The following is a 16,194-nucleotide window of genomic DNA, read 5'->3' on the forward strand; positions in this document are numbered from 1 at the left end:
AAATACATTTCTTATATAAGTAGGTGTTAAATACCCATACTCCCCGATTTTCTGAGAACCATCTTCATGGTTAAAATGAAAATTAGGGCATTATTGGTTTTGTATTTTAATGTTAATCTAATATTATCACTTGTTGACTTTATAGCTACTATTACGTGCTATCTAAAACCTATAACTTAAATCAAAGCTACTATGTTTAAAAAGCTACTATTTACAGTATTTGCTTTGTTATTATCGGCGAGTGCGTTTGCACAAAGCGGTACATTAACAGGGCAAGTTACAGATGCTGAAACAGGCGAGCCGTTAATTGGTGCGACTGTTTATATCGAATCGCTAAATAAAGGTGCCCAGTCTAATATTGACGGTAATTACACGATTTCCGGAATTGATGCAGGCACTTACACCGTATCTTACCGATACGTTGGTTATGAAACAGTTTCAAGAAGTGTTGAAATTGGATCCGGCACCGTTACACTTGATATTCAATTAAGTGTGGATGTGGTTGGACTGGACGAATTGGTTGTATCCGGCTATGCTGTACAGCAGAAGCGGGAAATCACCGGTTCTATTTCAACTATTTCTTCTGATGAATTTGAAAATGTTTCTCTGCAAAGTACAGAAGCCCTTCTTCAGGGACGTGCTGCAGGTGTAAACATTACCACTACTTCCGGTAACCCGGGTGGTGCATTCAAGGTTAACATCCGTGGTAATGGTTCTATTAACGCGGCTACTGAGCCTCTTTACATTGTGGATGGTGTGCAGATTTCTTTTGCGCAGACTTCTTCACAGGCCAGTACTACTCCACTGAATGCTATTAACCCAGGCGACATTGAGTCTATTGAAGTACTTAAAGATGCGGCTTCTGCGGCTATTTACGGTGCTCAGGCTGCTGCCGGTGTAGTAATTATTACTACCAAGAACGGTACTGCAGGCCCAACCCGAATTACTGCAAGAGCTGAAACCGGTGTTCGTTCCCTGGCTCGTAACGTTGACTACATCAACTCTGAGGAATATGTACGTTACATGGGAGAAGGACTTGCCATTAATAATGGTGTGACCGATGTAAGCGCTGATGGTGCTGACATTTCTTCTTTTGAAGATACATACAGAAACTTCTTCTTAGGTTTCTTTGGTGCAGATCCTGATTCTGACCCGAACGACCCACAGTTGGCTAATACTGACTGGCAGGATTTCATCTTCTCTGAAGGTGTAACTCAGAAGTACAATGTTTCTGCTTCCGGTGGTAACTCATCAACCAACTTCCTGCTTTCAGGTGGTTATGAAGATACTGAGGGAACAGCTTTTGGTAGTGACTTTACCCGTCTGAATTTACGTACGAATATTGATCACGACATGACAGACAAGCTGCGTGCAAGCGTTCGTTTGAATATTTCTCGTGCTACCCAAACCGGTGTATGTCAGGATGGTAACTTTATTAACTGTCCTCCATCTCAGGCGATGTTCGAAGCTCCAATGAGTTTCCCATACCTTGCTGATGGTTCTTACAACCCTAACACCCGTTTTGGACTTTCTACCAACCCAGCGGTTGTGAAAAACGAAGTGGACCGTAACAACACCGTTACTCAGGTATTAAGTGCTTTGAAACTACAGTACCAAGCTAACGACTGGTTGTCTTTCAGCGGTAGTGCTAATATTGATTACCGAAATACTCAGGATGAGCAATATCGTTCTGCTGTTGCAGCTCCGGCTCAAAATGGTTGGATCAGCTTTGCAAACCGAAACGTAGAAAACTATCAGGGTAACCTGGTTGCAAACGCAACCCGTACTTTTGACGGTGTTCATGCTGTTTCAGGTTTCGTAGGAACTGAGTTCCGTTCTGATTATTCCGAAAGCCAGTTAACTCGTGGTGACGGACTGCCGGGACCATTCTTCCAGGTATTGAGTGCTACATCTACTCCAACTACTGCTGCCGGTATTAACAGCCAGTGGAAACAAGCCAGTTACTTTGGTAACGCTAAATACACCTACGACGAGAAATACATCCTGAATGTTGTTGCTCGTTATGATGGTAACTCACGATTCGGTGAAGATACTCGCTGGGGATTCTTCCCATCTGTATCTGTAGGCTGGATTATTTCCGAAGAAGACTTCCTGGATATTGAAGCTATTGATCAGTTGAAACTGCGTGCCGGGTACGGTACAACAGGTAACTCTGCGATTGGTAACTTTGCTTCCCGAGGCTTGTATTCTGCTTCAGGTTCTTACCTTGGCTCAACAGGCTTACGTCCGAATCAGCTGGCTAACGCTAACTTAGGTTGGGAAGAAGCTCAGGAAATCAACATTGGTCTTGACTATGAATTATTCGAAGGCCGTATCTTTGGTTCTATTGATGCTTACCAAAAAGATAATACTCAGCTTCTATTCGATCGTCCACTTCCATCAAGCAGTGGTTATGATGATATTACTGAGAACATTGGTGAAGTACGAAACACCGGTATTGAGTTTGAAATCAATACAGTTAACGTTGCTGCTGCCGGTTTCAGATGGCAGTCACGCTTTAACGTAGCCTTTACCGACAATGAAATCCTTGAACTTCCAAACGGAACTCCAATTGATGAAGATGATCTGTTTGAAAGCCTTCAGGAAGGCAAGCCGATTGGTTTAATCCAGGTTGTACGATGGGCGGGTGTAAACCCTGCTGATGGTCGTCCAATGTGGTACGATGCCGATGGTAACATTACCTACACTCCAACCAACTCTGTAGATGCGGTTGAATACAAAGACGGTGTAGCAAATGTGACCGGTGGTTTTGGTAACACAATCAGCTATAAAGGATTTAGCGCTGATGCGTTTTTACAATTCAGCTTTGGCCAATGGGCTTTCCCAGGAACCGACTACTACTTTACAAGAACGCCTGATTTCTTGATGAACCTCTCTACAGAGGTTAATAAGCGCTGGACAGCACCGGGTGACATTACTCACTATCCACGAGCTATGACAGCCGGTACCGACTTTGCAGAGACTGCGAATTACCGTACACAGTTAAGTACAGGCTCAATCTATAATACAAGCTACATTCGACTCAAGAACGTATCTCTGAACTACGATCTGCCTGACAGATTTACTCAGAGCCTTGGATTGAACAACGTACGCTTGTTTGCTTCTGCAGTTAACCTGGTAACATGGACCGCATGGCCATGGTACGATCCGGAAGTTGCTGCTGACACCGATGACATCTACGGAAACGAAGTTTACGCTTCTTACCCGACTGAGCGACAGGTGAATGCAGGGATTGAAATCCAGTTTTAATCAAAAAATTAGATAGACATATGAATAATTTAAAAACACTAAAATACGTTCTTGTTGCAGCACTTATGGTAGGTTTTACCAGCTGCGACAGCCTCTTGGACGATGTAGAGCCTTCTACTTCTGTATCTGCTGAAGTAGTGCTTACAAGTGAAGAAGGAGTGGATGCTCTCAGAGCTTCCATGTACTCAAAAATCCGTGAAAATTTCGGATTTACTACAGAATATTTCATCGGCCCAAGTGCTTTTGCTGATGAAACCCGTAACCGACCCGGTTCAACCCGTTACCAGGCATTAACAGTAGCTACCGGCACAAGCGGTGGTACTGCTCACCTTAATAATTGGGGCCTGTATGAAATCATTCAGGATGCAAACCTGATTATCGGAGCAGTGGAGCCTTCAGTATTTGAAGACCCTGCTACCCTTGATCTATACCGAGGGGAAGCTCTTGCATTAAGAGCTTTCGCAATGCATACCATGGTTCGTGTGTATGGTTATGAGCCCGGTAATTTTTCAGTAGGCCCTCAGGCAAACTGGAATGCCGGTATTGTAATTCGTACAGAACCGGTATTAGATCTTTCAGATGCTGATACCCGTGCCAGAAGCACCGTTGGTGAAGTTTACACTCAAATCTTAAATGACCTGAGTGATGCTAAAACTTTATTAGCCGGCGAAAATGCAGATAACAGATACGTTACTGAAGCTTTTGTTGACGCGCTTTCAGCTCGAGTTAACCTGTACGCAGGTAACTGGGCTGCTGCTGCATCAGCTGCACAAGATGCGATCAACAACTTCCCTGGTACTTTGGTTGACACACAAACCGGTGTAGCGGAAATGTTTGATGAAAGATCAGGCAACCATCCGGAAGCGATCTTTAAAGTTGTTGTAAACAGCGATACTGAGAATACTACAGGTGGTGGTTCATTCGCAAACAACGGCCCGGCTACTTACACAGCTGACGGGTTCCTGGCTCAATTGCCAACACAATTCCTGTTAGACAAGTATGATGCAGCCGACTACCGATTAGGTTGGTACGAAGACTGTACTACTACTCAGTTGAATCCATTAACTCAGCCTACAAACTGTACTGGTGTTAACACCAACGGTTTGGTAAGTGTTAAGTTTGGTGGAGAGAAAGGAAACTCTGTAGATGACATGCCAATGATAAGACTTGCAGAAATGTATCTTATCCGTGCAGAAGCGTTAGCTAAAGATGCTAATAGTCCTGCAGCCGGTGTTACACCACTTCAGACTCTGATGACCGCTCGTAACGCAGGTACTGTTCCTGCTACTGCTCTTACTGATATGACTGCTTTTGAAGACTACATATTGGATGAGAGAATGCGTGAATTAGGCGTTGAAGGACATCGTTTCTGGGACCTGAAGCGTTTAGCTCGTGATGTTCGAAACCCGGATGGATCTATTAAGATGCGTGCCGATTCTTACCGAATTCTTGCTGAAATCGGATCAGGATTGAGAAACGTAAACGATCTATTGGTTGAGAATCCAGGTTACGCCGAGTAATCAGCCTACAGAAATTTTCACATAAAATATTTTATCCAATGAAACTTAAAGCACTAATATTTGTACTTATACCGCTTTTGTTTGTAAGCTGCGACAGCCTCTTCGACAAAGGTGATGTAGAAGGAAAGTTCAATGGACCTGCTCAAATTGAGTTCAAGCCTCTTCAACAAGAAGCGAACCAAAACAGCGGTTCATTTGACGTAGCCATTCAGTTAATCGGTGAGCAAAGAGGTTCTGACCTTCCGGTTAGCTTTAATGTAGATGGTTCTTCAACTGCTGTTGCAGGAACGCACTACACGCTATCTTCCACCTCAGCAACTATTGCTTCAGGAACAAGCTCCACAACGGTTACAGTTAACCTGATTGATGGAAACCTGAATGCAGGTGAAGAAGTAACGTTAATTCTGAACCTGGAAGATTCCGGTGATGTAACAGCTGCTCCTAACCTGGATCAGTCCACTACCTTTATCTTTGGTTCTTAATTAAGACCCAATTAGTTATACTAAAAGTCATGCTTCGCAAGGAGCATGACTTTTTTTAATTTTTAGAAGTCTGGTATTATGAAATTCAGTAGCACTAAAATTTTATTATTCATTGTTGCAGTATCCTTGGTTTCTGCTTGCAGCATTTTTAACCCTGATATACAGGTTGAAAAAAGAATAGCTCTTTATTTTGAAGTAGATGAAATAGCGGAAGACCTCCAGGCCGGTGAGGATACTCTCAGAGTTGACGAATTCAAATTCTCCATTGGTCAGTTTAACCTGAAAGGAGATGACATAGAACTCGGTAGTTCCAACAGTATAAGAGCCTTTATTTTTGGATATGATGAGAATGCAACCGACGAGCGCCTGGTGATAGGGGTTGGTTTGACTATAGCCGACAATGCTGTTTTTAACTCTTACACTATGTTTTTACGTCCGGTAGCACAAGGGTCTAATATTGTAGATGATGATTTTATAGGTTCCAACGGTAACTATTCTATAATTATAAAGGGAACATACAATGGGAAGAACTTTACCTACAGATCTAAAGCGAACTTTACAAAAGAACTGACTTTTGAAGATGTGAAACTAAATGATGATGATGAAACAATCGTCATTATTAAGTCTTTAGACCTTAAAGATGTGTTTTATGATGAGAATGATAATTTGATTGATCCCACCAATTCTGATAACAGTTCCCAAATAATAGAAAACATTGAAAATTCATTAACCGTCGAAGCCTTTGCATCAAATGTTCAGTAAGTAGCAGGGCTTCAGGATTACTACAGTGAGGAACCGGGATAGTCTGTGGATTCAAGAACTTTACTCTTTGTGATAAAAGAATGGTGACCCTGAACTTAAGTCAGGGTCAGAAGAGAGGGTTAGTTCATTCAGGCCATTCATTGGACGGGTAATCTGTCAGATGGATTTCATAAACTGATGTATTTAGGGTAAGAAGATTATTATAGAGAGTTCAGGACTATAAGTTCCTGGTCAAAATACTTCCATTCAGCCAATGGTTTATCTGCTGATATTGTACCTGATGGTAAAAGCCATTGCGTTGAAGCAGGTAGTTATAGAAAGGATAATACTTTGACTTCAGTTTGGACTGATTAAAAAGAAAAGTTTTTTCCGGATCGTTTTGGTTGTAGGAATAAGACCAAACCATTTGATCTGAAAAACTGTCGCTATACCAGGGTGGACCAAATAAAATGTAGATCATCCCCGGGTCTGTTTTCCAGCCTTCCTTAAAATTAGAAAATTGCTTGTTGGCCTCCTCTACGCGTTCGTAATACAGAGAGATGACATTCCGTGCCATATTTGAGTTCTGAATATTGGAGAGCCAAAACCGATCGATAGCTTTTTTCATTTTTTCCGGATCTTCGATCGCCATTAGTTTTTCATACTCTTTCTCCTCCATTAAATAAGCAAGAGGTCGAGCCAGCTCTTTGGCCGTTTTCAAAGAAGGGTAGTTGGGGCTCTTGATACCGAAATCTCTGGCCTTATAAAGTTCATTCTCTTCCCCTTCATTGGCAGTAACCTCAAGTCTGTAATTTCCCCGGTCAAGATTTGCAAATTCAAATTCGATTAAAACGCTTCCGGTTTGGTCAAGCGTACGGGTTGAGGTTTGAATGACTTCATAATCATCATACTCGATACCACGGTACTGAATGCTGGAGGGCGAATAATTATTAAAGTGCATAGGGCGGGCAATGGTCGTGTCCGATTTAAACTTAATAAGCCGTGATTCTATATCCAGAGGGTCATCGGGTTTGTTGTTGGTAACCTGAAATACGAATTTCAAAGAATCGATCTTTGAGGGAATATCATAGGTGGTGGCCTGATTAAAGCTTTCCTGTGAGCTATCCGTATTTTTACCCAAAATTCTGATTTCCGTGATGTGGGAAATATTATCAGAAGGATCTGGCAGTTCAGTTTTACTGGTTCGCAGGGTACTCTTGCCGGATTTTTGATCCGTCACCATGGTTTGAATTTCGTATGTGCCGGGAGATACTGTGAATGACTCTTCAAACCGAAAAACTTCCTGATTGTTAATAATGCTTTGGTCTGCTCTTCTTACCGTTTGAATAAATTCTCGTCTTTTGGGAGGTTCACTTTCATCAGAGGTACTTCTGATCAGGATTTCTACCAGGATGCTTGCTTCAAATACGCTGTCTTTTTGGGAATAGACCAGGCTTCCATACACAACATTTCCGGAAACAATGATTTTGGGAGTGTTTGATTCAGTAATCTGGCCGGAAGTTGCCAATCTGAGTTCAGGCAATCCCGGCTGATAGTTATACCCTGACCCCCGGTCAATATCATCAACATATTGGTTTGAGCAACCCTGAAAAACCAAAAGTATAAGTAGGCTAAGAACAAAGGGGGTAATTCTATATAATTGAATCATGTGGCGTTTACTCAGTTAGAATTTGTTCTAATTGGCAGAGACAATCCTGTAAAGGTGGTAGGAAAGTAATTACAAGCCATCATTTATCATAACCAATATCGCCCTGAATATATTTCATTCACAATATATTTTACCTAAGAGGCTACAGAACAGGGATCTAATCATACATCTAAATTATTATAGACTATAAGAACGTAAATTAAGGTTGAATCAAGTACGTCATTTGGTTATCATCGCTTACATTCTTTAACAGAAACATTACAATAGAGGTATAATATGTTGAAAAAGCTACTTTTCAGTACGATTATGTCCATGGTTTTTATGTCGGCAGCCTTTGCGCAATCGACAACCATAACCGGGACAGTAACTGATGCAGAAACTGGCGATCCTCTTCCACAGGTTGCAATATACATTGTGGATTTGGCTACTGGTGCTGCTACTAATATTGATGGCGAATATTCAATAAGTGGTGTTGAATACGGAACCTACACATTTCGTGTGAGTTCGGTAGGTTACATCACCCTTGAACAGGAAATGACCGTCAATGCAAACAATAACACATTCGATTTTGAACTGGCGCAAGATCTTCAGCTACTTGAAGATGTGGTAGTAACTGCTTTTGGTGTGAGCCGTGAGCAGAAATCTATCGGTTATTCCGTTCAGGACGTTGACGCCGAACAACTTGCACAAGTTGACCAAAATAGCGTTGTTGGCGCTCTTGGCGGTAAAGTTGCCGGTGTTCAGGTTGTAGGAAGCCCGACTATGGGTGGATCTGAGCGTATCCGAATCCGTGGTGTTAACGGACTATCTGATGGCCAGCCACTATTCGTAGTAGATGGTACACCCGTTGATAACAGCTCATTCTTAGTATCAGGTGGTGGGTCTGCCCGAGGTCGTGACCTTGGTAACCTTGCATCCGATATTGACCTGAGCAGTGTTCAGAACGTTTCGGTACTTAAAGGTGCTGCGGCATCTGCACTGTACGGAAACCGTGCCGCTAATGGTGTAATTCTTATTACCACCAAAAACGGACAAATGGGCTCTGACCAACCGGTACGCATTGACTTTTCAAACAGTACACATTTTGAAAACGTGTACATCCTGCCTGATTACCAAAACCAGTACGGTGGTGGATATACGCAGGACTTCTTGCAGTACACGGATCCGGCGGATGGCCAAACCTATAATGGTTTGAACTATGCAGCCGATGAGAGCTGGGGTCCAAGAATGGATGGTACTATGTATCGCCCATGGTGGTCTTGGTTTGATCATGACTTTGACGGAGACGGACAAAGCGATTATGGAACAGAAATTCCTATGGAAGCCAACCCGGATAATGTTCGTAACTTCTACGAAACCGGTGTTCGTATTTCGAACAAGCTTTCCATCTCCGGTGGTTCAAGCAATGCAGCGTATCGTGCAGGCGTGAATCACACTAATCAAACCGGTGTGTATCCGAATTCCGATCTTGATAAAACAGCTATTAACTTCAATGGATCATTGAATCACAATAACAAGCTGACTTCAAGTATCGCATTCAACTATGTGAACACACAAGGTAAAGGCCGACCTGCAACCGGATATTCAGCTGCTCAGGGTAACCCTGCTCAGTCTATGAATCAGTGGTTCCAGCGACAGCTGCGAATGGATTACCTGAAGCAGTACGAGCAGGATAACGGTACTAAGATGTCCTGGAATATTCGATCTAATACGAATACTCGTCCGCTTTATTGGGATAGCCCATATTTCTCTGTTTATGAAAACGTACAGCAGGATGACCGGGATCGTGTATATGGAAACTACAATCTTTCCTATAACGTGAATGAGAACATTGAACTGCTTGGTAAATTACACCTTGACCAGTATTCATTCACTGTAGAAGATCGTATTGGAAGTGGAGGTCTTGAAGAAGACTGGTACTACATTGCTCAGCGTTCTCGCCGAGAAGTGAACTATGAGCTTGGTGCTCGCTTCAACCAGGACTTTGAAGATATTTCTGTTTCCGGTTATTTAGGAAGTAATATTCTTACGCAGGACTACAGCTCTGTAATCCAGCAAACTGTTGGTGGTCTTTCCACTCCAAACTTCTTTAACATTGATGCTTCGGTTAACCGACCGGATGTAACCAGCTATAAAGAGCAGAAAGAAGTTCGCAGTTTATTTGGTACAGCTACACTTGGTTTCAGAGACTTTATTTATGTTGAAGGTTCTCTGAGAAATGACTGGTCTTCTGCACTGCCTGAAGACAATAACTCATATCTGTACTATGGACTTTCAGGAAGTTTAATCTTCACTGAATTTGATCTGTTCGACAATCAGGATATCCTGAGCTTTGGTAAGCTGAGAGCTTCTATTGCACAGGTAGGTAGTGATCTGGATCCTTACCGAATCCTGCAGACATTCAATAGTGCTACTCCATACGGAAGTCAGCCTACACAGTCTATCCCGAATGTGCTTTCTAACCCTGACTTGAAGCCGGCGATTTCTTCCGACTACGAGTTTGGTGTTGACTTGCGCTTCTTTAACGGGAGACTGCGCACAGACGTTAACTATTACAACTCTGTACGTGAAGATGAAATCATTCAGCTGGATGCACCCGGATCAAGTGGATATAACGCCACCTTGGTTAACGCCGGTGAATTTGAAACTACCGGTTGGGAAGTTGCTGTTGGAACCACTCCAATTGAGTCCAGAGATCTGTCTGTTGATATGACCGTTAACTGGTCAGCAAGTACATCCCGTGTTGTTAAACTTGCTGAAGGTATTGATACCCGACTGCTTGAAAGTGCATTCTTCGGTCTTCAGTTATATGCTGAAGAAGGCAAAGAGTGGGGTAGAGCCATTACTTCCGGTGGATACGGTGGAACACTCCGTCATGAGAACGGTAAGCCAATCGTTAATGCTTCCGGAACTGCTTATGAGCTGGAAACCAACAAAGACTTAGGAAATATTCTTCCTGATTGGAATGGTGGTTTCGACCTTGATGTAAACTACAAGAACTTCTCATTAGGAGCTTTTGTACAATTCCAGAAAGGCGGAAAATTCTATTCTATCTCAAGAATGTTCGGTGCTTACTCCGGTCTGACCCAGGAAACTGTTGGAAACAACAATTTGGGTAACCCTGTACGTGATCCGGTTCTTGACGCTAATGGAAATGAAGTGGTTTCCGTACCTGTAGGAAGTGCAAACTCTGCTTCAGGTGGTATGCTTCTGGAAGGAGTTGACTCCAATGGTAATGAGGTTGCTTATCTTGTAGATGCGCCAACTTACTGGCTGAACAAGTTCTTCAACAAAGAAGAATGGCTGGAAGATGCAAGCTACATTAAGCTTAGAGAAGTATCTCTAACGTACAACATTCCTGTTAGTACCATTGAGCGACTGCCTCTGTCTCGTGCAAGCGTTTCGCTTGTAGCTATGAATCCATTATTAATCTATTCAAGCGTTACCGGTGTTGATCCGTCAGCTATCCAGAACAACGCAAATGGATTTGGATTCTGGGAAGGTGGAACCATACCGGGAACACGCTCCTTCGGATTTAATATCAACGTAGGATTTTAAATCATAGGAGATAGATTATTATGAACTTTTTAAATAAAAATTATATGAAAGCCGTAAAAAGCATAGTTCTTGTTACATTAGTGACCGTTCTATTTGCGAGCTGTGATGATTTTGGAAACATTAATACGGATCCAAACAACCCATCACAGGTAAGAACTGAGTTATTGCTTACGAATGCTCAGAAAAGCATGGATAGTAAGGTTGGCGCCGTAATGGGAACTCTTTGGGTGCAGTATATTGGGGAAACTCAGTACACTGACGACCAGGAGTACCGTAACGTGAACGCCGACTTTAACGGATGGTACACAGGTCCACTACAGGATCTGCAGACCATTATTGATCTGAATTCTAACCCGGAAACAGCCGGTAGCGTACTTTCAGGTGGTAGCAATGCCAACCAGATCGCTGTAGCTCGTATTCTGAAGGCCTATTTCTACATGATGATCACTGATCGTTGGGGAATGGTTCCTTACTCTGAAGCACTTCAGGGTAGAGAAAACCTTCAGCCTGCTTACGATGCACAGGACGCTATCTACTCTGATCTTATTGCAGAGTTGAAAGCAGCGGCTGAGCAGATTGATCCGAATTCCGCAGCTGTTGTGGGAGATATCATCTTTGAAGGTGATATGGATCAGTGGGCAGCTTTTGCAAACAGCCTTCGTGCACGTGCTGCACTGCGCCTGTCTGAAGCAAATGCTTCTTTAGGCTCTACAGAATTCGCAGATGCCGTTAGTGATGGCATTATTCAGGAAGATGTTATGTATCCGTATTTATCCAATGCGGATAACGAAAACCCATGGTACAGTCGGTTCCGTACTCGAACTGACTATGCTATCCATAAAACGATAGCGGATACCATGAAATCCCTGAATGACTACCGAATCCTGGTATATGCAAACCCTGCTCCGGATGAAGACAACGGAGACAGTGAAGTGACCTTTGATGAAATTGAAGGAATACCTTTCTTGCAGAATGCTGGTAACCTTCCGAACTCGGCGATTTCATTCCCGGGATCGGCCATAGGAGCCGGTGGACCCGGAGTTGGGCAGCAGGACGCTCCACTTCCAATTATCACCGTAGCTGAAATGGAGTTTGCGCAAGCAGAAGCCGTTGAGCGTGGTTGGATTACCGGAGTAGCTGCAGATCATTACAATGCAGGTATCGAAGCTTCCTGGAATCAATGGGGCGTATTCGATCAAGCTAATTTCAATGCTTATCTTGCAAATCCTGAAGTTGCTTACAGTTCTACAACTTGGGAAGAGCAGATTGGCTACCAGAAATGGCTGGCATTGTTTCCAAACGGCTACGAAGCATGGTCTGAATGGAGACGCTTAGGTTATCCTGATTTAGAGCCAAACGAGTGGGGGGTATTGAATCAAATACCTGTACGTTTTACGTACCCAACTTCTGAGGCGACTAACAATACGGAGAACTACAACGCTGCTGTTGATGCTCAGGGACCTGATTCACCACTTACTAACGTATGGTGGGATCAATAAGCCTTAGCTAATCAATTCATTCAATTGATATTTAAGAGCTGCTCTCTAACGAGGGCAGCTTTTTTTTATGCCTTGTATTCTTACCTGATGTACTTACTATTGTAAGCTATATTCATCTCGAATTCGGGGTATTAATAATTTAGAAAAGGATATCGTTGTTAAGTTGAAAACAGAGAGGCAATAAAGAAGGAATCGTTTACTGCAATCAGGTATTCACTCTGTTGTAATCTCTCAATGGGATTCATGGAAAATCTTCACGGCCCTACTTTGCCCAAGTGGTTACAACCTGTCCTGTCATCCCATCGAACTCTGTCCTTAGTCAAAGACAGGTCAGGGATCCGAATCGTTAAAATGGATATATCCTTATTTTCAATTCTTGTCTTCTAGGATGTGGTGAACGACTCGCTTATTCACCGGAATAGGTTCCGGCATTCGCTAATATTTTTACTACCACTAGAGTTTACATCTGCCTGAGTATAATATAGAGTGTCAAATATTTGAGTTGATAATACTACCTGACAACCAGAGTTGTTTTACTCTGTACTCTATTTGAAAATAGGTGTTATCTCGTTGAAGTATGTAGTGGTCGAAAGGATAGAAATCGGATTTTGATTTGCTCCGTTTGAAATAAAACGTGTATTCCGGTAAGCTCGCATTATAGTTGTAAGACCACTGAATCTCATTTAAGCTTCGATTCTGGTAAAGCGGTGGGCCAAGTAGGATATAAACCATACCCATATCTGTTTTCCAGCCTTCTTTAAAATTAGAAAAAAGCTTGTTAGCCTCTTCCACTCGCTGATAGTAAAGAGAGATTATATTTCTGGCGAGGGCTGAATTCTGAATATTACTTAGCCAGAATCGGTCGATTGCTGCCTTCAAAGAGTCGGAGTTTTCGATGGCCATCAGTTCTTCGTACTCCTTGTCCGGCATCAGGTAGATGAGTGGAGCAGCAAGTTCTTCTGCCGATTTAACGGATGGATAGTTGTTACTTTTAATGGAGAAGTCCCGGGCTTTGTACAGGGTTTCCTTATCGTTTAGGTTTGGGCTTACTTCAAACCGATAATTGCCCCTTGGAAGATTCTCAAAAGCAAACTCAATAGTCACATTGCCGGGCTGGCTAAGCTGGCGTTGAGTGCTTTGTATAACTTCGAAGTCACGATAGTCAATGCCTTTATATTTAATGCTCGAAGAAGATCTGTTCACAAAGCTCATGGGGGAGGAGTAGGAACTGTCTGAGCGGAATTTAATTAACCGGGCCTGTAGAGTAACAGGATCGGAGGTGGAATTGAATAACTGAAATTCAAATTTAAGGCTGTCGGCGGCAAGGCTTACATCGTAAGTCGTAACCGGGAAAAAGTTATTATTGAGCTCTTCCGCTTTAGCAAAAATCCGGATATTGGTAATATTCGTTACTTCTTCTTCTAAATCCGGCAGGTTTACTTCATCACTTCTTATGGTGGTTTTACCGGTGGCCTGATCAGTAGCTGCTACGGTTACGGCGTAATTGCCCGGGGATACATTAAACTCTTTGTTAAACAGGTAAATGTCGTCTTCAAAACCGCTGGTTGATAAGGATCGATCCAATTTGATGGGGTAGTTAAAAGACTCAGCCTTATTTTGGTCTGTGTTTCTAATCTCAATTTCAATGCTCACTTTAGCCTGTAAGTTGTCTTCGTCTTTTTTGAATACCAGGCTGTTTTTGGGGATACTTCCTGAAACCAATAATTTAAGTTGTTGACTGGAACTGATTACTCCGGCTATTTCAGTTCTCAATTCAGGGTGGCCGGGTTGGTATGCATAATCAGACCCTCGTTTAACATCTTCTATATAAGAACTGTTACAACCTGAAATCAGAAGTAGTAAACCTATGAGGGAAAGGGAGTAAAAAAAATCTCTGGGTAGTAATTTCATGGTGAGGCCTCTTTTTTAAAAAACAATTCACAATGATTGTAACATTTAACCTATCTTAACTATGTTAAAACACTTGCTCACTTTAAATAAACACTCTATATGATATCTGCAAGGCGCCGAACAAAAATTGTATGTACTATTGGCCCCAGCTGTAATACTCTTAACAAGATAGAAGAACTTTTATTACACGGTATGAACGTCGCCCGGGTGAATTTTTCACACGGCACCCATGAAGATCATGCCAAAGTGATTAAACATATCCGGAAAACAGCTAAGAAATATGAATACAGCGTTCCGGTTTTAATGGATTTGCAAGGCCCGAAAATCAGAGTCGGCCAGATGAAAAATGGTGGGGTTGAATTGGAAACCGGCTCTATCGTGAAAATTACCGGAGAAGATGTAACCGGAGACAGTTCCGTAATCCCCATCGATTATAAAAACCTGCTGCACGAAGCCGAAGTCGGTAATTCCATTCTTCTTGATGACGGCCTGCTTGAATTTAAGGTGATCGAGAAAAAGCCGGATTCCCTGCAGGCAAAGGTGGTAATTGGTGGCGAGCTGAAATCCCGAAAAGGTGTAAACCTACCGAATGTGAGGATTTCAATCCCGTCCTTAACAGAAAAAGACCTTAAGGACCTGGAATTCGGGATTAAGCAGGATGTGGACCTGATCGCCCTTTCGTTTGTTAGATCAGCGAAAGATGTGCGGGATATAATTTCCCGAGTGAGAGCTGCGGGAAGCCAGGCAGCTATTATTGCAAAAATTGAAAAACCGGAAGCTCTGGATGTAATCGATGAGATTATTGAGGAAGCAGATGGCATCATGGTAGCCCGTGGCGACTTGGGAATCGAGATACCTACAGAGCAGGTTCCCATCGTTCAGAAAATGATTATCGAGAAATGCCGGATGGCCGGTAAGCCGGTAATTACGGCTACACAAATGCTGGATTCAATGATCAATAATCCACGCCCAACTCGTGCTGAGAGTTCAGATGTTGCCAATGCGGTACTGGATGGAACCGACGCCGTAATGCTTTCCGGAGAAACAGCAGCCGGTAAATACCCGATGGAAGCTGTGAATGTGATGGACCGAATTTGCCGCTCGGTGGAGGAGAAGCGTCCGCAAATATATAATAGCCTGGGCTATCGAAAACCGGAATGGAAAGAAAAACAGATTATAGAATCTTTGGCTTATTCCTGTGTTACCATTGCTGACAATGTAGAGGCCAAGGCTATTAGTACTATTACCCATTCAGGGAATACGGCACGGAGAATAGCCAAGTTCCGTCCCAAAGTACCCATTGTAGCTTTTACCGAGAGTAAAAAGGTGCGCAGGCAACTCAACCTTGTTTGGGGAGTTTACTCAGTACGCCTGGACGAACTTTTTGATACCGACAGAAGCGTTCGGATGATGGAAAATTACCTCCACGAAAATGGAATGGTTAAAAATGGTGACCGGGTGATTGTAGCTACTGGCATGCCTATTGCCAAACGTGGCCGCACGAATATGATCAAAGTAAGTACGATTGAATAAAGCAGTGCGTT

Annotated in this window: 9 protein-coding genes; 7 read left to right on the forward strand and 2 right to left on the reverse strand. The window is 42.8% G+C overall.

The window, feature by feature from the left end:
• Positions 1-192: 192 nt before the first annotated feature.
• From JJ941_RS13850 to JJ941_RS13865, 4 genes are all read left to right on the forward strand, one after another.
• The gene (locus tag JJ941_RS13850; RefSeq protein WP_290966407.1) at positions 193-3,270 is read left to right on the forward strand and encodes a SusC/RagA family TonB-linked outer membrane protein; all 3,078 of its coding nucleotides are present in this window, start codon (positions 193-195) and stop codon (positions 3,268-3,270) included.
• A 20-nt stretch (positions 3,271-3,290) separates the two neighbouring features.
• Positions 3,291-4,790, forward strand: coding sequence for a RagB/SusD family nutrient uptake outer membrane protein (locus JJ941_RS13855; protein WP_290966412.1), 1,500 nt, complete (start codon positions 3,291-3,293; stop codon positions 4,788-4,790).
• Between the two features lie 38 nt (positions 4,791-4,828).
• Positions 4,829-5,272 carry a Calx-beta domain-containing protein gene (locus JJ941_RS13860; protein WP_290966415.1) on the forward strand — a complete coding sequence of 148 codons (444 nt, stop codon included), beginning with the start codon at positions 4,829-4,831 and terminating at the stop codon, positions 5,270-5,272.
• A gap of 78 nt (positions 5,273-5,350) precedes the next feature.
• Positions 5,351-6,034 (forward strand): hypothetical protein, encoded by a 684-nt coding sequence (locus tag JJ941_RS13865; protein ID WP_290966418.1) that lies wholly within the window; start codon positions 5,351-5,353, stop codon positions 6,032-6,034.
• A 217-nt stretch (positions 6,035-6,251) separates the two neighbouring features.
• On the opposite strand, the gene JJ941_RS13870 is transcribed toward JJ941_RS13865, so the two are convergent.
• Positions 6,252-7,682, reverse strand: a complete 1,431-nt coding sequence (locus tag JJ941_RS13870; protein ID WP_290966420.1) for a GWxTD domain-containing protein — start codon at positions 7,680-7,682, stop codon at positions 6,252-6,254.
• A 276-nt stretch (positions 7,683-7,958) separates the two neighbouring features.
• Here JJ941_RS13870 and JJ941_RS13875 point away from each other — a divergent pair, with 276 nt between their 5' ends.
• The gene (locus tag JJ941_RS13875) at positions 7,959-11,240 is read left to right on the forward strand and encodes a SusC/RagA family TonB-linked outer membrane protein (protein ID WP_290966423.1); all 3,282 of its coding nucleotides are present in this window, start codon (positions 7,959-7,961) and stop codon (positions 11,238-11,240) included.
• Between the two features lie 44 nt (positions 11,241-11,284).
• The gene (locus tag JJ941_RS13880; RefSeq protein ID WP_290966426.1) at positions 11,285-12,739 is read left to right on the forward strand and encodes a SusD/RagB family nutrient-binding outer membrane lipoprotein; all 1,455 of its coding nucleotides are present in this window, start codon (positions 11,285-11,287) and stop codon (positions 12,737-12,739) included.
• Between the two features lie 489 nt (positions 12,740-13,228).
• Here the strand turns inward: JJ941_RS13880 and JJ941_RS13885 are convergent, their stop codons facing one another.
• Entirely contained in the window at positions 13,229-14,650 is a 1,422-nt protein-coding gene (locus JJ941_RS13885) for a GWxTD domain-containing protein (RefSeq protein ID WP_290966428.1), read from the reverse strand.
• A gap of 99 nt (positions 14,651-14,749) precedes the next feature.
• Between JJ941_RS13885 and pyk the strand changes: the two genes are divergently transcribed.
• The gene (gene pyk / locus JJ941_RS13890) at positions 14,750-16,183 is read left to right on the forward strand and encodes a pyruvate kinase (RefSeq protein WP_290966430.1); all 1,434 of its coding nucleotides are present in this window, start codon (positions 14,750-14,752) and stop codon (positions 16,181-16,183) included.
• The last annotated feature ends 11 nt before the right edge of the window (positions 16,184-16,194 follow it).

Source organism: Gracilimonas sp., from assembly GCF_017641085.1.
GTDB lineage: Bacteria > Bacteroidota > Rhodothermia > Balneolales > Balneolaceae > Gracilimonas.

Bases quoted from the DNA above. Each gene is read 5' to 3' on its own strand.
- JJ941_RS13850 (WP_290966407.1), top strand. From the start codon at position 193: ATGTTTAAAAAGCTACTATTTACAGTATTTGCTTTGTTATTATCGGCG.
- JJ941_RS13855 (WP_290966412.1), top strand. From the start codon at position 3,291: ATGAATAATTTAAAAACACTAAAATACGTTCTTGTTGCAGCACTTATG.
- JJ941_RS13860 (WP_290966415.1), top strand. From the start codon at position 4,829: ATGAAACTTAAAGCACTAATATTTGTACTTATACCGCTTTTGTTTGTA.
- JJ941_RS13865 (WP_290966418.1), top strand. From the start codon at position 5,351: ATGAAATTCAGTAGCACTAAAATTTTATTATTCATTGTTGCAGTATCC.
- JJ941_RS13870 (WP_290966420.1), bottom strand. From the start codon at position 7,682: ATGATTCAATTATATAGAATTACCCCCTTTGTTCTTAGCCTACTTATA.
- JJ941_RS13875 (WP_290966423.1), top strand. From the start codon at position 7,959: ATGTTGAAAAAGCTACTTTTCAGTACGATTATGTCCATGGTTTTTATG.
- JJ941_RS13880 (WP_290966426.1), top strand. From the start codon at position 11,285: ATGAAAGCCGTAAAAAGCATAGTTCTTGTTACATTAGTGACCGTTCTA.
- JJ941_RS13885 (WP_290966428.1), bottom strand. From the start codon at position 14,650: ATGAAATTACTACCCAGAGATTTTTTTTACTCCCTTTCCCTCATAGGT.
- pyk (WP_290966430.1), top strand. From the start codon at position 14,750: ATGATATCTGCAAGGCGCCGAACAAAAATTGTATGTACTATTGGCCCC.